The organism is Pararhizobium sp. DWP3-4 (assembly GCF_049898205.1).
Classification (GTDB): Bacteria; Pseudomonadota; Alphaproteobacteria; order Rhizobiales; family Rhizobiaceae; genus Pararhizobium.
In genome coordinates this window covers 55,985-75,946 of record NZ_JAFCXF010000008.1, presented here as the reverse complement: position 1 = coordinate 75,946, position 19,962 = coordinate 55,985, and the positions used below count along the sequence as shown (strand labels likewise).

Annotated in this window: 10 protein-coding genes; 2 read left to right on the top strand and 8 right to left on the bottom strand. The window is 60.7% G+C overall.

Going from position 1 to position 19,962, the window contains the following annotated elements; all coding sequences use genetic code 11:
- Positions 1–7 precede the first annotated feature (7 nt).
- Both ACP7E6_RS20500 and ACP7E6_RS20495 read left to right on the top strand, forming a co-directional pair.
- Positions 8–961 carry a sugar phosphate isomerase/epimerase family protein gene (locus tag ACP7E6_RS20500; protein WP_426231556.1) on the top strand — a complete coding sequence of 318 codons (954 nt, stop codon included), beginning with the start codon at positions 8–10 and terminating at the stop codon, positions 959–961.
- The gene (locus tag ACP7E6_RS20495; RefSeq protein ID WP_426231555.1) at positions 958–2,676 is read left to right on the top strand and encodes a dihydroxyacetone kinase family protein; all 1,719 of its coding nucleotides are present in this window, start codon (positions 958–960) and stop codon (positions 2,674–2,676) included. The genes ACP7E6_RS20500 and ACP7E6_RS20495 overlap by 4 nt, the downstream gene beginning before the upstream one ends.
- Before the next feature lie 73 nt (positions 2,677–2,749).
- Here the strand turns inward: ACP7E6_RS20495 and ACP7E6_RS20490 are convergent, their stop codons facing one another.
- The 8 genes from ACP7E6_RS20490 to ACP7E6_RS20455 form a co-directional block, all read right to left on the bottom strand.
- Positions 2,750–3,301, bottom strand: coding sequence for a glutathione peroxidase (locus tag ACP7E6_RS20490; RefSeq protein ID WP_426231554.1), 552 nt, complete (start codon positions 3,299–3,301; stop codon positions 2,750–2,752).
- Positions 3,302–3,360: 59 nt separating this feature from the next.
- On the bottom strand, positions 3,361–5,526 hold the full coding sequence (locus ACP7E6_RS20485; protein ID WP_426231553.1) for a cellulose synthase: 2,166 nt from the start codon (positions 5,524–5,526) through the stop codon (positions 3,361–3,363).
- Positions 5,523–6,575, bottom strand: a complete 1,053-nt coding sequence (locus ACP7E6_RS20480) for a glycosyl hydrolase family 8 (protein ID WP_426231552.1) — start codon at positions 6,573–6,575, stop codon at positions 5,523–5,525. Before ACP7E6_RS20480 ends, ACP7E6_RS20485 begins: the two co-directional genes overlap by 4 nt.
- Positions 6,572–8,923, bottom strand: coding sequence for a cellulose biosynthesis cyclic di-GMP-binding regulatory protein BcsB (locus tag ACP7E6_RS20475; protein ID WP_426231551.1), 2,352 nt, complete (start codon positions 8,921–8,923; stop codon positions 6,572–6,574). The genes ACP7E6_RS20480 and ACP7E6_RS20475 overlap by 4 nt, the downstream gene beginning before the upstream one ends.
- On the bottom strand, positions 8,920–11,106 hold the full coding sequence (gene bcsA, locus ACP7E6_RS20470; protein ID WP_426231550.1) for a UDP-forming cellulose synthase catalytic subunit: 2,187 nt from the start codon (positions 11,104–11,106) through the stop codon (positions 8,920–8,922). Before bcsA ends, ACP7E6_RS20475 begins: the two co-directional genes overlap by 4 nt.
- Positions 11,107–11,214: 108 nt before the next feature.
- Entirely contained in the window at positions 11,215–12,144 is a 930-nt protein-coding gene (bcsN, locus tag ACP7E6_RS20465; protein ID WP_426231549.1) for a cellulose biosynthesis protein BcsN, read from the bottom strand.
- Positions 12,145–12,327: 183 nt separating this feature from the next.
- Positions 12,328–14,364 carry a penicillin-binding protein 1C gene (gene pbpC / locus ACP7E6_RS20460; RefSeq protein WP_426231758.1) on the bottom strand — a complete coding sequence of 679 codons (2,037 nt, stop codon included), beginning with the start codon at positions 14,362–14,364 and terminating at the stop codon, positions 12,328–12,330.
- Between the two features lie 47 nt (positions 14,365–14,411).
- Positions 14,412–19,862: an MG2 domain-containing protein gene (locus ACP7E6_RS20455; RefSeq protein ID WP_426231548.1), complete on the bottom strand. Its 5,451-nt coding sequence runs from the start codon at positions 19,860–19,862 to the stop codon at positions 14,412–14,414.
- Between the last annotated feature and the right edge of the window lie 100 nt (positions 19,863–19,962).

Sequence of the window (19,962 nt, the reverse complement as noted above, 5' to 3'; positions counted from 1 at the left end):
TGGAACCATGACCGCTGAACCGCGCCGATGGAATAGAGATACCTGGCCGATCGCGGCCGCAATGATCCAATATCCGAATGCCTTGCCCGATGGACGCTCCGTTCAGGATCAGTCCGTCGAGGAATGGGCAGAGACGCTCGTCGATGTCGTGGATGCCGGTTTCACCGAACTCGACCCGACCGACAGCTGGATCCGGCTGGCTGATCTTTCGCCCGCACGGCTCGATGCCTTCGCGGCGTTGACACAATCGTTGGGGCTGACCATGCCGGCGATCTCGACGGCACGCCGCAGCGTTATCGATGCGAAGCACGGCGACGACTATCTCGCCTATGGTCACCGGGTCATCGACACCGCCAAGGCGATCGGCGCCGGTTCCGTATCCTTCGGCCTGTTCGAGGCACTGACCGATGCGCAGAAGAAAGCGCTGTGGTTCTGGACCGTCGATGGCGCGAAGAACTCGGATGATGCAGCGACTTGGAACAAGGCTGTGACGCGCATCCGTGAACTGGGCCGTCATGCCGAAGAGCTTGGCATCGAGCTGGCATTGGAAATGTACGAGGACACCTATCTGGGTACGGCTGAAAGCGCGGTGCGGCTCGTCGAGGATATCGGTCTTGCCAATGTCGGTATCAACGCCGATCTCGGCAATCTTATCCGGCTGCACCGGCCGGTCGAGCACTGGCAGGAGATGATGGTCAAGGTCGCTCCTTATGCAAAATACTGGCACGTGAAGAACTACACACGCACCGAAGATCCGGCATCCGGCGTCACCGTTACGCATCCGGCGCCACTGGAGTCCGGTATCATCAATTATCGCACCGCCATTCGCATGGCGTTGGCCCATGGCTTTTCGAGCCCCTTTCTTTGTGAACATTATGGCGGCGACGGGCTTTCCGTCAGCGCCGCAAATCGCGATTATCTGAGGCGCATCCTGCCTCGCGACCAAGGACAGACGTCATGACCACCATTTTCGATGAGCCCGAGGATTTCGCAACGACCGCTCTTGCAGGCTTTGCCGCGATCTACAGCCGTTATGTCCGTCACGTAAAGGGCGGCGTCGTGCGCTCGACCAAGGTGCCTGCGGGCAAGGTATCGGTAGTGATCGGTGGTGGCTCCGGCCATTATCCGGCATTTGCCGGTTACGTTGGCCCGGGACTTGCCGATGCAGCAGTTGCCGGGGATGTGTTCGCCTCCCCCTCGACCGCTGCAGTCGCGCGTGTTTGCCGCCATGCGGATCAGGGCGGCGGCATCCTGCTCGGCTTCGGCAATTATGCCGGTGACGTACTGAATTTCGGTGTTGCAGCTGAACGCCTGCGGGCCGAAGGCATCGATGTGCGCATCGTGCCGGTGACGGACGATGTGGCGAGTGCGCCAGCCGATGCGGCCGAAAAGCGCCGTGGTATCGCCGGCGATCTCGTTGTCTTCAAAATTGCTGGCGCTGCAGCCGAAGCCAAAATGAACCTCGATGACGTCGAGCGTGTGACGCGCCATGCCAATGATCGCACTGTGTCCTTCGGCGTCGCCTTCAAGGGCTGCACGCTGCCGGGTGCCAACGGCCCGTTGTTCACGGTTCCGCATGGCCAGATGGCACTGGGTCTCGGTATCCACGGTGAGCCGGGCATCAAAGAAGAGGCGATCGTTCCCGCCAGGGACCTTGCCAGACTGCTAACGGAAAAGCTGCTGGCCGAGCGTCCGGCCGGAACGACGAAGGTCGGTGTTGTCCTCAACGGTCTGGGCGCGACGAAATATGAAGAGCTGTTCGTGCTCTGGACGACGGTCTCGACGCTGCTGAAGGATGCCGGTCTGGATGTCGTGGCGCCGGAAGCCGGCGAATTCGTCACCAGCCTCGATATGCAGGGATGCTCGCTGACGCTTCTTTGGCTCGACGAAGAACTGGAACCGCTGTGGTCGGCCGCCTGCGATACGCCGGTCCTGCGCCGTGGCGCGACGTTTTCGACGGAACCGGCAACCGATGCGCTGGAAGACCTCGAAGGAAAGATGGTGTTTGCCCCCGCCTCCGAAGCATCGCAGGAAGCCGGTAAATGCGTGGCTGGCCTGCTCTCGGGCATCGCTGCGGCATTGAAGGATGCGGAAGAGGAACTTGGACGGATCGATGCCCATGCGGGCGATGGCGATCATGGCCAGGGCATGCGCCGCGGCTCGGCTGCTGCACTCGACGCCGCCAATGCTGCCGTCGCTGCGGGGGCGGGCGCCGCAAGTGTTCTGGCCGTTGCCGGTGATGCCTGGGCTGACCGCGCTGGCGGAACATCGGGAGCAATCTGGGGTCTGCTGCTGCGTTCATGGAGCAACGCGTTGAGCGATAGTGATGCGATCGAGAAAGATGCTGCCGTCATAGGCGCCCGGCTTGCACTCGAAGGCGTTACCAGGCTTGGCCGCGCGCGGCTTGGCGACAAGACGCTGGTCGATGCGCTGATCCCATTTGTCGAGACGCTGGAGCGAGAAGCTGCTTCAGGTAAATCGCTGCCGGAGGCCTGGTCACTTGCGGCAGTCGCTGCAAAATCTGCAGCCGATGCAACCTCGGCTCTGACCCCGAAACTTGGCCGCGCCCGGCCGCTGGCTGAAAAAAGCATCGGCCATCCCGATGCCGGAGCCGTATCCCTGGCGCTCGTCGCGCGGGTTGCGGCGGACTACATTTCCAAGTCTGCTGCGCAGTAAACCGCACCATAGCGAGTTCGACCGGCCATGATTGAACGCATGGCCGGTCGTTGCCGTTCAAAGCCCTGCTGTTTCAGTTTCGCTGTGCCAGTTCTTTGTCGATAGCGGAAACAAGGCGTCCGTCCTCAGCCGTGACATCCGGTGAAAAGCGGGCAGCGACCTTGCCGTCACGGCCGATCAGGAATTTTTCGAAATTCCACAACACGTCGGCCTTGTTGTCCGGCTCGACACCATAGCCCTTAAGCCGGTCGCGCATGGGGCCTTCGCCGATCGCGTCGGATGCAATCGCCGTCAGGCTGCGATAGAGCGGGTGAGTGGCCGCCCCCTTGACCGAGATTTTCGAAAAGATGGGAAACTGCACATCATAGGTGCTGGTGCAGAATTCGACGATCTCGGCTTCGGTCCCGGGTTCCTGCCCCATGAAATCATTGGCCGGAAAGGCAAGCACGACAAGGCCTGCGTCACGCTTGGCTTTATAGAGCTTTTCGAGGCCTTCATACTGTACAGTCAAGCCGCATTTCGACGCCACATTGACGACCAGCATCACGCGTCCGCGAAACTCTGCAAGCGTCGTCTGACGCCCGTCCGCAGTCTTGACAGGAATATCCAAAGGGGAAGATGTCACGTTGCCACTCCGCTCCCTGATGGCGATACCGGAAAGCCGGGGGGAGTCTTGCGTCCCGGTCAATTCTTATCGTTGAATATCTGGTAGAGAATACCAAGTCCACGCTGGCCGTCGCGATTGCCTATGGCGGCCAGCGCCTCAAATACCCGCCGCGCATCGGCGTAGCGTTTCAGCTTCAGATAGGCATAACCGCGGAGCGAGAGGAGGTCTGTCCTTTCGGGTGCGATCTGCTTCAACTGATCAAGAACCAGGAGCGCTTCGCGAGAACGGCCGGCGTCGAAAGCCGCTACGGCCTTGTCGGCGAGGATGGCCTGCTGCAGCTCGAAAGCGCGTTGGCGGTTCTGCGGCGCTTTGACTGCCGAGACGGCGGCCTTGCCTGACAGACCGGCGCGCAGATAGGCGAGACTTTGGCCATAGGCTGCGTCCTCGCGGGTTTTTGCAGACGAGCCGAGCATACCGACCTCGAAGGCTGCGGCTGCTTCCATCGGCCTGTTCCGCTCCATCAGACACCAGCCGCGGGTCAATGCGGCTTCCGGTGCAAGGGTCTGCGGATTGACCGTGGACTTGCAGCCCCGGTCCACCGCAACGGTTCTGCGTGGCCGTGTCACTACGGCTGGCTCCGCCGGAACGTATTGCGCATCTTGCGGCACCGCAGTCGCGCGCTCCTGACGGCTGATGACGACTGTTTCGTTGGCAATAGGCAACGGCCTCTTTGCCGTTTCTGGCTTTTCAACTTCGCCGACTTTAGCAATGCGCTCCGACCGGCCAGCCCAGAGGCGCTGGATCTCCGCCAAGCCCTTCAGGTCGTCGAGTTGCAGATAGGTGACGGCCAGTCCGTAGGCGGACGGCTCGTCGTCGAGCTTCCAGCTGAGTGCGGTCCGGAACCATTGCAAGGCCGTTTGCGGCTGGTTCAACGCGCGGGCATACCAGCCGAATTGCTGGGCAGTGGACGCATCGCGGGATTTTATTACCTCGGCGGCGATCCGTTTCAAGACATCGCCGGAGATGGCAACCGGCGGCTCCAGTGCCAGCAGGTTGGCTGTGGCCGCCAGATAGACAGCCTTTGCCTCCTTGGAATCGTCGCGCCAGCGATATATGGTGTCTTCGGCTGCAAGCTGGTCGTTGCGGTCGATCAATGTAAGTGCCAGGCCCTGCGATGCAGACGCTGTATCTTCCTTATCCCGCGCCTTGCGGAACCATTTTTCCGCCGCCTCCATGTCGCCACGCGGCAGGTAGTACCAGCCCAGCAACAGGGCATCGGAGGCAAGTCCGCCTGTTTCGGCAAGTTGCTCCACGCGCGCCAGATATTGCGGCGGGACGACGAGCTTTCCGTCCGCATTGGCTTCGGCGAGAAACCGGCGAGCGAGATCGTCGCGGATGCTGTCGAATTCCATCGTGCCGTCTGCCGAAGTCTTTTCCTTGGCGAGAAGGTCCTCGACGTTTTTGGCGGGAAGAAGTGCGGCGGCCTTTTGAACCGTGGCGAGACGCTCGGCGGCATTGTCGCAATTGTTCAGGATATAGGAATAGGCGTCTGTCGCGCGCTGTGCCTTGTCGGTGCGGAAAAAGGCCTCAGCCACGCGCCACAGGACATCGACTTCGCTGCAGGTAAGCAGGCTCGGCGTTTCCGATCCGATCCGCACGACGGTCTCATATTGTTTCAGATCCGAGGCATTGATCAGCCGCGTGCGTGCTTCGGCAACGATCAACCGGTCGAGCAGATCCGCTGGCGGCTTCCAAGCAGGTTCCGCCGCCTGGCGTTCGGCAATAGCTTTGCGGACTTCAGCGTATCGGGCTTGCGCATATAGCTCCCACATCGCCTCCAGTTGCTTGTCCTCGTTTTGAGGTACGGCCAGAGGGTCCTTTGGCGGCACCCAATCCGGATAGAGTGCTTTCAAACGGGATATTTCTGCCTGCAGTCTTGCCGTGTCGCCCCGGCTGGCAAAATAACGCAATGCGCTCTCATCGACCGTCGCCGTCGTTGCGGCAGTCACCACCGTGTCGAGTACCGGCCGGGCAGAGCGCTTGATTTCCCGGAACACCGGCGTTTTTGCGCCAGCGATGCCGGTATCCGATTGCTCAGCCACGCGGGAGGATCGCACAACAGGTTCTTCCGCATCCGTCAGCGAAAGAGACTGCATCGCATGCTTGATATAATCGGGCTTGTTCATCCCGACGACGCCGATAGCGATGACCGCTGCTGACAATGCGATGAAGGTAGACTTCATGAGCACTCCGGCTGCTGAGCAGCGATAAAAGATAGCCCCAGCAAGTGGAGCGTCGAAGGATAATAGCGGGTCGGCACGAATTGCTTCAAATCGTCGGGCACCGCCGTCTTATCCACCACACAGGCCAGAATATGGTTAATTATTCGATAACCCGGATCGGAGAGGTTGTCCTTCGGTAAGCCGGATACTATATCTACAGTTGTGTAAGCTCCATTTACACCGGACGCCCCCCGCATCAGTCGTGTCAACAGATCGCGATCCCTTACGCTCCCGCGTACGAGATAGAGGGGGATGCGCAGGGCATTATAGCCGAATTCGGCGGGGAACCCGGTTGCGGGTGCTGATGGTGATTTTAACGAAACCCAATCCGAAGGGAGTTGTTTCGGGCCAAAGCGAAGTTCACCGAGAATTGCAATGCCATCGTTACGAAGCTTGGCCCAAACCGGGGACGGTGCCAACTGATCGAGCACCGGAAAGGCTTCGAAAACCCAATAGGAGGGATTGATGATCGGGCCATCATCGCGGTCTTTAGCGGAAAAGCCCGTGGCGGCCGGTAAGAGCAGGGTCCGCCCCGAAATTTGAATGACGGTTTTTTCGAGGATGGCACGCGCGATGCCGGCGCCATTTTTGATGTAGTCCGGCCGGTTCCATTGTTTACCGGCCAGACCCAGTGCGTAGGCAATCAGAATATCACCGTCAGTCGCATTGTTAATGTCGGTGACATGCGGTTTGGCGGCGGGATTCCATTTCCACGCCGCCAGGCCGTCGCTCCGCAACAGCAGTTCGGTGCGGGTGAAGGACCAGATCAGTTCAAAATCTGCGGGATTGCCAGCAAGGACCGATAGCAGCAACCCATAGCCCTGCCCTTCGCTATGGCTGATATTGCCATTGGCATCGTCGATGATACGGCCACCGGGATCGAGAAACTTCGCCTTGTAGGCCTGCCAGGCTTCGGCTGCGATCAAGGGTTGCTGAGCGGTCGCCGCGGTGCTCGTCAGACAGAAGCTGAAAAGTCCCGCAAGAAAGGCCGCCAGCAGTTTTCCTCTCATTGACGCCGTCCAAGATTGCTCAGCATCGATGCGGTTGCCAAACCCAGAATGAGGCCGAGGACCCCCAGCAGCACAGCATAGGACAGGATGTTGGTCGATAACCAATTGGCGGCGATGAGCCTGTAGTTGAAAAAGGATCCGGGCTGCGTCGGCATGAACTGGAAGCTATTTACCGGCACGGTCTGCACGGTCTTGGTGCCGCCTTCATAGGTCGAAATGCGTCCGGAAAGCTGTGACCAATTCGACTGCCCGCTCATCGACAGCATGCTGTCGCGAAGATCTTTACCAGTCGGTGCAGCCACGACAGTCCACGTCCCCGTGCCGTCGGGGCTGGATGCCTGCGCCATAAGCAAGGATGCTTCGTTCGATGGCATAAAGCTGCTTTCGGATCTGGGCGCAAAACGCAGGGATGTCAGCGTGATGTCAAAATTCTGCTTCAGCCATCCCTCCAAGGCGCTGATCTGGCCGCTGAACAGACCACCCTTCAGTTTGTCGCGCCATTCGTCGTAGGCGGCCTGCGTATCGACACCCTGGGCCTGAGCGCCTGTATTCGGCCCCCACGTATTGCGGCTCGCCTCCGAAATATTCATCTGTGTGAAGACCGCCTGCGGCATCTGGGATAGGGATCCGATAAAGATTGCGCTTCTGTTGCCGATCAATGCCGGGGACGCGACGGTCTCCACAGCAAGCGGATGTCCAGCGCCGGCGGCAAGCCGCCCAAGGAATGTCGCCGCCGCCGAAAGGGTATTGGTATCGATGCGATCCATGAACAGCGGGACGGGATCAACGCTCCTGTTGTAAGGCGCTCCGGTTCCCGCTGTCGCTGCCAGATTGGGCAGCTGGCCTACACGGGCAAAGTCCGGCATGAGAAATTCGGATGTATCGAAGAGCGCAAAGCGTGGGGCATCAGTGCCGGTTGCTCCCGGCGCGCAGACCTTGTCGCTATCGGTTTCCAAAATGGCTTCGATCGCGATGGTATTCACGCCCGGGCGAAAATGGCGCATCGTTACGTTGATCGGCAGATGACGAAGGAGCCCGCCGCCCGACGAGGTAATCGGAACGGTGGAGGCGATGCTGTCATTGACGTAGATATCGATATGGCTTCCCGGCAGGACAGCGGCCGTATAGGCTGCATCCAGCAGGATCACGGCTTCGCCGTAAGCGGCGGCGTAAAAGTCTGCCGGGATACCGATGGTGAAATCCGTGCCGAAACGCCTACCGGTGAATTCCTCGGTCTTCAGGCCGAGCTGCGAAAAAGGAAGACGGCTATCGGCGAATAAGAACGGCGCATCGGGAGCGCGCCAGCGCTGCGTGGTAATCACGTCGCGGCGAACCGGCACGGCGACATCGGTTGGCGCGACAATGCTTTCGATCGCACTGCGGATCGCCTGCCATGTTGGACCGGTGATCACCAGAACCGGCAATCCTGTTTTTGCATCCTGGACGAAACCGGCAACCGGTGCGGAAGCGGCGCCATCAGGCAAGGATGGAAACAGCGGCGACAGCTCGGCGGGCGTGCCAACGAGGACGGTCATTTCTCCAGGCCCGGATGACGTCAGTTTGTTCGTTTCAAAAGAGAAGGACTGGTTCGGCATGTCGGCGAGAACCGCCAGGCCCTGTGCAAGGCGCATCAATGGGACGGTGGAGCCTGGCTGTTCCAGCGCCGGAACGACAAAATTGAAACGGGTAAATCCGCCTTCATCGACGCCGATGGCCCTGATGTCATCAAGGCTCTGCATCGTTAGTGGATCGCTGCCTGCAAAGCTGAGATAGGTTTTCTCCGGATCGATGTTCGACCAGAGCTCGTAGGTCGATTGAACGGAGCAGTCGGTGCGATGTCGCTGGTCCGAGCGCAGGCGAATCAGGTTTGATCCCGGTTTCAGCAGGTCCTTCGGAAGATCGAGGCTGAGATCGGAAACGGATTCCGGTGAACGGATGGCCTCCTCGGCGATCTTGGTGTTGTTCACTTCGACGGTCAGGCGGGACGTTTCCGGGGCAACGAAAATCGAATTCTGGTAGCCGAGATGGAGCTTTGTTCCAGCGGCCGCCTGCTGGGGCGTGAGATAGACAGACCACAGCCGATCTTCAAATTCCCCCGTCAGCCCAAGACTGCCTTCCGGAAGAACATACCGCTGGAAGGGCACGGGTTCGACCGCTTCCGCAACGGGCACGACTGTCACCGGCTGGGCTCCGGGTGGATTTTTTCCCTGATCTCCCGGCGGTGTCGTCACCACGGGACTTTCCGATGCCGGGCGCTCCGGCGTCATGTCGAAGGGAACCGTCTGGGCGTGGAGTGGACCGGCCGGCAACGCAAGAAGTGTGAGAGCGAGAACCACGGACTTCGTCATTTTTTCGCTCCCGCAGAAACCCGGGGCTTGCCGCCTGCCCCGCGATTGCTGAAGAAATAGGCGAGCCCGCGGCTCGTCTGATAGAAAGCCAGCCCGAAGAACCAGACCGTACCCCGGAAAAGCCCAGGATTGCCGCGACGCGACAATTGGAATTCGGTCCATTGCTGCGAATTTGCAAAAATCAGATCGGCGACGAGACTGTGATCGCGCGCCGCTTCCGGCAGGTATTGGCAACCCATCGTGACGATATCGCCGGCGACCTGCGTGTTGCGGACGGCGACGGGAAGGATTTCTGCGGTCTCGCGCCCATGCGGCGTGAAACGGATCAAGCCGCGCGTATCGACCGCGGGGGAGCCGATCGTCTTTGCGTAGACGTTGATGCGGGCGCCATAGACGGAAACGTCGTCGATCGTTGCCGGATACCATTGCTCGCCGAGGCCGAATTCGCACTGGCGCGTGACCTTGACGCGGCGCGTTGCCGATAATTCCCCGCGCTCCGAAACGACGCCGAGTGCGCATCCCGCCAGGATGAGGTTGAGCAGGTTCCAGCCGCCGACCACAAGTGTGACATCCGCCTTGTAAGGTTCGGTATAGACACGATAGACGGTCACCAACAAGGCGAGCAGCAGAACGGCGAAGATGATGAAAAACGGTCTGCTGATTTCAGACAAGCGGCTAACCAGAACGGATTCGTCCTTTGCCGTCACCTTGAAGCTCGGTTTTCTCGGGTTGACGATCGCCGAGACAACGGCCGGCAGAAGATGAACCGTCTGAACATATTCATACAGCTCGGAGATCCATGGCCAGCGGAATGAACCGTACAGATAGTTCTGCATCATCAGGTTCACGAGCATGTAGGCGAGCGTGTAGCCCAGGAACTCGCCGCCGGATGCGGTAAAGATTTCGAGATCGAAGAACAGATAACAGAGCGGCGCGAACAGGAAGATCGTGCGTGGAAACGGAAACAGCCAGAACAAGGTCGACGACATGTAGCAAAGACGCTGCGGGATCGACAGGCCGCGCTTGAGCGGCGGGAATTTGAACCGCAGAATCTGCATCATGCCCTGCGCCCAGCGACTGCGTTGACCGATGAAGCTGGCAAAGGTCGCTGGCTGCAGTCCGGCGATCAGCGGCCGGTCGACATAGACGCTGTTCCAGCCGCTGGCGTGAAGATCGATCGCCGTTTCGCAGTCTTCCGTAATGCTGACGCCGCTGAAGCCGCCGGTCTGGTCGAGCGCCTGACGGCGCAACACCGCAGCCGAGCCGCAGAAGAACGAGGCGTTCCATTTGTCGAGGCCGCGCTGGATGATGCCGTAGAACATCTCGTTTTCGCTGGGCATCTTTTCGAAGGTTCGCAGATTGCGCTCGACCGGATCGGGATTGAGAAAGAAATGCGGTGTCTGAACAAGGAATAGTTTCGGGTCGTCTTCGAAATAGCCGACAGTCTCCCGCAGAAAATCGCGCGCCGGCGCATGGTCGGCATCGAACACGGCGATCAGTTCGCCCTGGGAGTGCTCCATTCCGTTGTTGAGATTGCCGGCCTTGGCATGCTCGTTGCGGTCGCGCGTCAGATATTTGACGTCAAGATCGGTACAGAGTGTCTGCAATTCCTGATGCCGGGATTTGGCCATCTGGCTTTCGAGCAGGTTTGCCGAGGTTCGCTTTTGCAGAGTACCGCCATCGTCGAGCAGCCAGACCGTCAGCTTGTCGGCGGGGTAGTCCAGAGCTTTTGCTGCGGCCAGCGTATTGGCAAGGAGATGCGTGTCCTCATTATAGGTCGGTACGTAGACATCGACGCTCGGATATTTTCCCCCGGAGGCTGCCCGAGACGGGCGCGACGGCAGCGGCATGGAGACGACAAACAGGCTGAGCGCTAGCATCATCACGCTGTACATTTCAGCGAGATAGAGCAGGAAACCGGGAATGAAGTTTTCCAACTGATTGACCGGCGGAAGCGTGCTGGTGGTGCGCCAGTAGACGTAGCGCATCACGATTGCCGTACCGAAGGCAAGCGCCGTGAGACGCCAGGTTCCTTCCGCCCTAAGAATCTTCAGGACAGCCATGAACGTGACGACGGCGATGCTGGCGATCAGCTGGGTCTGAAGGTTGATCGGCAGGGTGACCAGCGCAATGACGCAAAGGGAGGCAATCGCCCAGAAAACAATGATACTCGCCTTGCGCATGGTTGGTGCCCTTCAGGAGGCCACCCGGTGACACGCAAATGCCGCCGGAAGCCCTCAAAACGCCATGGTCAACTCAAACTGCAGTCGGCAATTCGGATCATGCCGGTGTTATTTGCATTGTCCGGTGCCAGCTGACTGGTTCACACAATCAGGCGAAGGAACAACGATCCCATTCATATCCCCTGTTGTTGGTAAAGGAATGGTTTCTTCCGGCGCCGGTTGTTTGATCGGCGTGACTTTTTCCGTTGCGACCACGACCTGCCGGGGCTGCATGGCAGGGCGCGCCTTCTCGACTTCAACGGCCGGCATCATGTTGTCGCGCACATCATTCGTCTTGGGATAGATGGGATGTCCGGTTCGGCCCAAACCCGGTTCAACGCTGGGAGGCTCTCCGTAGGGATTCCAGCCCGCAGCATTGAACGCGCCGCGGATCGTATAACCGTACATGGTGCTTACCAGTTTTTCTTCGCTGGCGTTCTCTTCGCAAAGCCGCAGGCGGATCTGGATCGTGCCACCGTTCTGGAAGGCTGTTCTTGCATCTTCGGGCGAACGGATCTGTTGCCAGGCATAAAGGCATGCATCGTTGCCCCGGCCATGGCCGTAGGCATAGCTGAAGGGGCCGTAATTGTTCTGCAGGTAGATGGGGGATTGCCTGAGTGCGATGCCGGGAAGCTCGCGGCGCATTTCCTTGGCGATTTCGCTGGCTCGCACGGAAGAGTAGCCAAGCGACTTCGTCCCTTCGAATTTTGATCCGACCGGCCCGAACAATTGTACGCGCATGACATTCTGGCCGGGCGTGGATGCAGTTGTGAACAGGAAGATATCCTGCTGGGTCGCATTCCTGAAACTGCGCTCGACAATATTGACGATGGCCGGCCCTCCGGGGCCTGGAAGTGCAAAGGCCGTATCTTCGGGCACCGTGGTTGCGGTATCGGATAACCTCACGCCGTCGCGCCCGCCACAGCCTGCAAGACCGAGCGTCAGAACGATGCCGGCAAGCGTATAACGAACGGTTGAGGTGAGCGGGAAAGACAACATGCCTCCGTCAACTTCTTCGCGGAGGGCTCCTGGCCAAGCGCGATTTCGAATCAGATCGGATAGAATCATCACTTACTGATAGATCATGAGGCCAGATTCGGGAATCCCCATTCATGACAGAGGATTATTCAGAGTCGCCCGTTTTTGCTGATGGCGGCTTCAGCTCTGAGATCCGGGATAATTCTAGTTGAGGAAGACCCGCACGCTCGCGGCCCGCCCGGCGGCGTCGATGACGGTCAGCGTCGAGTAGCCGGCGCCATCCGGCACCCACTGATTGACCCTTCGCCGTGAAGTCTCGGGCAGCGGCCTGCCATTGGCCAGCCAGCGAAAAGGAGCCCGCCCGCCTTGCAACTTGAGAACCAGTGGCATTGGTGCACCGGCAGTATCGATGCCAAGCTCAACGCGAGCGCCCTCCGGAGGATAGACAATCTGCGGCGCTGCCTCGCGGACAGTTGCCGATACAAGGCCATTTACGGTCAATGAAAACCGGCGCTGGCTGATCGGCAATTCCGCCTGGGCAATACGCACAGCGCCAGCCGGTGCACGCGGCAGCGGCGTCATGGCAACGCCCGATTTGGCAAAACCCTCGAACAGGATGGGGGCTGCCGTCCGATAACCGGTGAGGCCAGGCACCGCGCCATTATCCGGGCGGCCGACCCAGACGCCGAGAACGTAGCGGCCATCAAAGCCGACGGACCAGGCGTCGCGGTAGCCATAGCTCGTTCCGGTCTTGTAGGCGATGCCGCGCTGGACAGCACCCGCTGGCGGCAGCACACCCGAAAGAATATCGGCGATCTGCCACGTGGCGACCGGATCGAGAAGCGGTTCGTTCTCAATGCCGCCCGGCTGTTCCCGGATCCCGTCGCCGAGCCGCACCGGCTTGCCGCGATTGGCAAGGGCGGCATAGAGCTGCACGAGGTCCTTCAGGTTGACACCCAGCCCTCCGAGACCGATCGCCAGACCCGGTGCCTCGTTCGGTGGCAGGATCGGCCGGACTTCGGCGCGCCGGAAACGCACCATCAGCCGCGTTGGCCCGACGGAATCGAGCAGCCGCACGGCTGGAACATTGAGAGAGAGCTGCAGCGCCTGGCGGATGCTGACATCACCCTGATAGGTCATGTCGAAATTGCGCGGCCGGTAACCGAAGAAATCCGCCGGACGGTCTTCGATGATGGTTTCCTGGGAAACCAGTCCTTCCTCGAAGGCGAGACCATAGATGAACGGTTTTAGCGTCGAGCCGGGCGAACGGGAGATGCGCGTCATGTCGATCCAGCCGGAGCGGCTGGCGTCGAAATAATCGGCGGAGCCGAGTTCGCCGACGATCTCGCCCGTGCGCGCATCGGCCATGACCATGGCGATCGATACTTTCGGGCCAAGCCGACCGGCTGCCTCCTTGGCAACCGTTTCCAGCCCTTTCTGGATGTTCCGCCGCAGCGTCGTCTGATGCTGGATGATCTTGGGCTCCTTGCGCCGCGCCGCTTCGGCGACGTGAGCGGCAAAGGCAGGCAGTTGCAGGCGGCGGGCCGGTACTGAAACCAAGCCGGCGCGTTCGGCCTCCCCTTCACCGATCACTGCGGAAACTGCCATGCGTTCCAGAACCCGTTGTCGCGCCGTCTCCGCCGCCTTTAAATGACGGTCGGGACGGCGTTTCTCCGGCAGCTGCGGAAGGGCTACCAGCAACGCCGCTTCGGAAACCGTAAGACGGCGTGGCTCCTTGCCAAAATAGGCAAGGCTTGCGGCGCGAATGCCTTCGAGATTGCCGCCATAGGGCGCGTGGGTCAGATAGAGATCGAGGATTTCGGCCTTGCTCAGGCGGCGCTCGATCTGCACGGCGCGGGCAAGCTGGCGAAATTTTGCTGCAAACGAACGCCCTTCGCGGGGTTCGATCAGCCGCGCAACCTGCATCGACAGTGTTGAGGCGCCCGAGACGATCCGCCCATGGGTGGCGAACTGCCACGCAGCGCGCGTCAGGGCGTAGGGATCGACGCCCTTGTGCTCCCAGAAGCGTTGATCCTCATAGGCGATAAGCATGCGGACGAATTGCGGATCGACATCCTTTGCCGTGGTCTGCAGACGCCAGCGGCCTTCCGGCGTCGCAAAGGCGCGCAACAGCTGACCGTCGGCATCCAGCACTTCGGCCGAGACCGTACGTGCTTGCTCCAGTGGCGGCGGATAGGCGCGGTCCGCAGCCTCAAGGCCGAACATGATGGCGATGCACATGAGTGCGGAGCCCAGCAATGCGGCGCAGGTTTTCGCCCAGAGAGACATTATTCGACCGCCTGAACCTCCATGCGCCCCATGGCGGAGCGCGCGGAGAATTGCGGCCGGTACATGTCCTCTATGCTGGCCGCTGGGTGATCGTAAGTGCCCGGCGTGACGGCGCGGACGACATAAGCGACCGTGATCGTGCGGTTGTCACCGGCCGTGCGATCAAAGGCTGCAACGAAGCGGTCGCTGCGGAACTCCGTGTGAGCAGCCTCCACTTCGCCGATCCATTCGAAGTTCGACAGCTTGGCGCTATCGACCAGGGTTGGATTGTCGATCTCGAAACCGGCAGGCAGCAGATCGGTGATCAGCACGCGCGATGGCCAGGTGTTGCTTTCCGTGGCGTTGATGACGACCACATAACGCTCGTTCTGTTTGGCCTGCGTGACATTGGCCGCCTCGCCGTCGAGCGTGTAATAGGTGCGCTCGATGGTAAAGCCGTTGCCGCCGGCAGGCAGCGGGAATGCCGGCGCCGCAACCGTCGTCACCACGGCGGCAACCGGTTCGCTCGACCGGTTGGTGATCGTCACCGGCTGATCGAGGACTTCGTCGCCGGTGAGGCGTGCCGCATAGCCGCCGGTGCGCGGCGTGCCGTTTATATCGAGGCTGAGTTCACTGTCGCCACCCTGGATGGCGCGGGCCGCCATCAGCGTCCACATCTGCTCCTGCGTGCTCGTATAGGATTTCTGCTCCCATTCACGGGCAACGATCTTGGCAAGCTGCGGGATGATCGTCGGCACGGGCCGGGCTTCTGCGGCGAGTGTCAGGACGGCGGCATCGTCACGCAAGGCGGAGCCGTAATCGGAGCGATCAAGGCTGGCATTGCTTGCCGTTACCGACATCTGTAGCGCATCTGCAAAAATGCTCTGCGACCGCTGCGCATCGCCATAAAGGGCGAGAGCGGCGGCCAGATGCCCCTTCGACAATGGCGTCGGGAATTCCGAAAGCTTGGTGTCGGCGTAATAACGCAGATCGCTGATCGCAGCCTTGCGGTTGCGGGCGAGCACGTAGAGAGAATAGGCAATCTCATTGCCCTGGCTCTTCATGTCGACATCATAGCTCATTGCATTTTGCAGGTTATCGAGCGCCTGCACCATCGCCTGGTCCGGCACCTGGTACTTCTGTTCCCGGGCCCGCGTCAGGAAGTCGGTGACATAGGCGTCGAGCCAGGGATCGCCGGAGCCGGGGCTCCAAAGACCGAAGCTGCCGGTTGAGGATTGATAGGACAGCACCCGGTAGATCGCTTCCTGCACCCGCTTCTGGACATCGCCATCCTCCGGCAGCCCGGATTGCTTGGCGAGTTCGCTGAGATAGAGCAGAGGCAGCGCCCGGCTGGTCGTCTGCTCGGCGCAGCCATAGGGGTAGCGATCAAGCGATGTCAGGAGAGCCGGAATATCGAAGGCAGCCGAGCGGGTAACGCTGATGCTGACGGCCGATCCCTGCAGCATGCTTTCGGCCAACAGGTCGCCATCGACCTTGAGGCTGGCATTCGGCTCGATGGTCAGTGGATGCCGTGTCGTCAACGGCAGGGCGGCCGGCCGCACCGGAACGGAGACCGACTGTTGCAGCGACAGGCCGTCGGCGCTGGTCAGTTCGATCGAGATCGCACCATCGCCCGGATGAACGCCGGAGAGTGGCAATGTCAGGTCGAACTTTCCACCCGGTTTGACGCTGAACGTCTGCTGGGCCTGTGCCGCGTCGATCACCACGGAGGAGCTGCTTGTCACCTTGAGGTTCAGGTCGCCGGAAGGGCCATCGGTGTTGGCGATGTCGAGCCGCAGCTCGGCCTTGTCTCCGGGGGCCAGGAATTGCGGCAGGCTTGCCGTCACCACGACCGGATCGCGGATGACGACATCGGTCGAAGCGTGGCCAACGCCGGCTTTCGACCAGGCGACAGCCATGACACGCGCGGTGCCGTTGAACTGCGGGATATCAAAGCTGATGATCGCCTTGCCGTCCGCATCGAGCTGGACCGGGCCGGAGAAGAAAGCCACCAGCTTTTCAGTCGGCGGTTTGCCCTGCAGCGCCATCTGTCCGCCGTCACCACCGGTGCGCAGTCGCCCGGTTGCACCGAGCGAGCCATCGATCAGCCGTCCATAGAGGTCGCGGATTTCAAGGCCGAGCTGGCGCTGACCGAAATACCATCCATCCGGATTGGGCACTTCATAACGCGTCAGGTTGAGAATACCGACATCGACGGCGGCAACCGTGACATAGGCTTCGTCGCCCACCCCTGCCCCGGTCACTTCAACCGGAATATTGAGCGTTTGGCGTGGCAGCGTCTTTTCCGGCAGATCGAGTTTGACCGACAGCTTGCGCTCGGCTGGATCGACGGCGAGCCACTTGATGCCGATGGAACGCATCGGCATGCGGCTTTCCTGCGCGTCGCCCGGACGATAGAGCGTTGCGGTGACATAGGCACCAGCGCCGAAATCGGCGGTAATCGGAATATCGACTTCACCACCCTCGGCGGCAATGGTCGCGGTTTGCGTGGCGATTAGCTTTTCAGAACCGATCGTGACCAGGACTTCACCGGCAAAGCGCGGCGATACGCGCAGCTTGGCGGTGTCGCCGATCGCGTAGTTCTGCTTGTCGAGGGCCACTTCCAGCCCGTCCGGTGTTTCCGTCGAGCTTGCGGTAACATACCAGCCGGAATCGAATTCGACGCTCGATGTCGGGCCATCGATATCGGCCGTCTCGACTTCGAGCCGGTAACGGCCCCATCCGGCGGAGATGGCAATCTCGCCGCCATCCGTGGTGACGTCCAGCTTGCCGGTCGAAACCTGCTTGGTCGAGGTGACCGGTTCATATTTCCAGGCGGTGCCGTCGCGGTACCACTGATAGTCCTGCTCGACGCGCAGCAGCTTCCAGGAGAGGCCGGTCTTTGCCTGCTTGGCGCCGCTCTGGTCGATGGCGATGACGTGGAATTTGCCGACGGCGTTTTCCGCAAGGTCGCCGGAGAATTCCGGCTTGATGCCGATCATCGCACCCGCCGGTTTGACAGGCAGTGTAAGGGAGCGCTCGACGGCGCGGCCGCCGGCCTCCTGAACGCGAACGGTGATATTGGCGTTGAGCAATTGCGTCGTGGAGGGAACGTCCGTCAGCGTGACGTCGAAGGTTGCCTTGCCGTCCTCGTCTAGCGGCTCCAGCCCTTCGAGTGTTGTGCGGCTGTCTTCCGTGGCCTCCTCATCGGCGAGGCCGAAGAAGTAGCCCTTGAAGTCGGGGCTTTCGCGGGTCGGCTTCAGTCCGACTTCGCCTTCGAGTTCGAGCCCTGCTGCCGGGGCGCCATAAAGGAAGCGGCCGTCGATGGTGATCGGTGCCGGTGTATCGATCTCGATCTGTTTGACCGTGCTTGCCATGTCGAATTCGACGCGGTCGGGAACGAAGTCATCGACCTGGAACTGCTTCTCGCTAATCGCCGTGCCCTTGGGGTCGGTAAAGATCTGGACGGTCCAGGTGCCGCGCATTGCATTCGGCTGTAGCGGGAGATCAAGCGCATAGCCGCCTGCCAGACCACCGTCGCTGACAACGCGGCGATCTTCGACGCCATCCGGGCGCATGAAGATGAAGGTCAGCGGCAATTTCTCGATGGCGACCGAGGCGCTGTCGCGGGCGAGTGCTGAGACATGCACGGTTTCACCAGCACGGTAGATACCGCGCTCCGTCCAGGTCAGCACGTCGATGGCGCCGGGGGCTGCACGTCCTGTGACGCCACGATCGGAGAGGTCAAAGCCGGCACGGGTCAGGTCGAGGAAAACGAAATCGTCCGCGCCGTTCTTGGCGGTGATGACGGCCGGGGTCATAGCGGCAGTGCCGCGCAGCAGGCCAGCGTCAAAGGTCGCGCGGCCGTCGTCGTCGGTGGTCGTTGTGCCGAGAATTTCATTGTTCTTGGCAAGCAGGGTCAGTTCAATCCCGGCCAGATGCTTGGCCGATGCCAACGACCGGGCGAAGACGGAGAGCCCATCGGTGCCGGAATAGGTGGAGAGGCCGATATCCGAAATGACGAACCATTGCGTCGCCTGGCTGTCCCATTCGTTGGACGCGCCTGTCGCGGAGACGGCGGTCAACACATAGACGCCCGGCTTGCGCTGCGGCAGCGCTTCATCAACCGGGAAGCTGGTGACGACCTCCTTGTTGAGATCGGTGGCAATGTCGATCGACCCCTGCCAGACCATTTCGCCGTTTTCGTCCTGGATCCGCTGGGCACCATAGCCGTCGAGCTGCGTCAGGAATTGCGAGGCGGTCAGGAGCGAGGCAATGTTGCGGTCGCCGATGCGGTAGAGTTTCAGGTTGGCGCTGGTGGTGTTGACCGAAACGATCGGAATGCCGCGCCGGGCCGTTCCCGGCAAAACGAAGCTATCACCGGTAAAGCGGACCATCGCCGCGCGGTCGGGGATATAGACGTCGAGATTGACGTTGGCTTCCAGCGGCTCATCGACGGAAGACGGCAGGCCCGAGCGGAAGGCCACCTTATACCGCTGGCCATGACTGAGGCCCTCGACGCAGATCTCGCTGCCTTTGGCTTCGACAGCCTTGGGTGTGGCGCCATCCAAAAGGACGAACGGCGTGTAATCGACCCCGGCCTTGACCAGCGGCTCGGAAAACTGGACGCACACCCGTGGCGTGGCGCTATCGGAATCGATCTTGTGTTCGGTGACGCGAAAACCCTGGCGTGAGCGCAGGTCGGTATACTCGGCGCGGACGGACTTTGCTTCGACCAGTTCGAGGCTGGCTTTGTAGGCGCTGAGCGCTGCACGGAAATTCTCGACGTTCTTCAACGCGGTCGCAAGCACAGCCAATGCCTCTGCCCGCGTCTGTGTGGCGCGCGACAGCTGATAGGCGTTGAGGGCGGCAAGCGAAGCCTGCGTGGCGAATTCGGAATTGCCGTAAACGCGGTTTGCCGCACGTGCAGCTTCGATCCACAATGAACCGTCATCGGGCGTAATGGACAGCGCACCCTGAAACGCCTTCAGCGCCGGGCCAACATTGCCGGCGGTCAGCTCGCGATAGGCGGCATCCTTGCGGCCATTTAGCCCCAGCGCATCCTGGTCTGCCAGCACCGAGAGATTTTCCTTGGTGGCGCGCGCGTCGTTCAGGAGTTGTTCGGTGACGAACGGCAAAGCCGGAGGCGCACCGATATCTGGTTCGGCGGCGGAGGCATCCACGACCTTGCCGGCAATGGCGCCGGCGAACGTGTTCAGCGTGTTATAATCGGATTTGAGAAAACACCATTTCACCTTGGGATTATAGGTGAAGGCGCGGCAGGAGGAATCCGCAACGCAGACCTTCTCGCAATCAGCAAGGGAAACGTCCTGTTCCGTGCGCAGGTCAAAGCCGAAATAATCACCGTCCTGGGTGGTGACGATATGCCTGCCCGTTTCCGCCGCCTGGACAACAGGTGAAAACGCAAGGACACTGAGAATAATTGCTGAAAACCGGATAAACGCGCGCATAGACAAAAGTCCTCCCCAACGCTGCCGTTTTGACCGGTTTACTCTTTAGGCTCGCCTCGAGCTTGTCAACCGGACATGGACAGCGGCTGTTCCGTAGCCA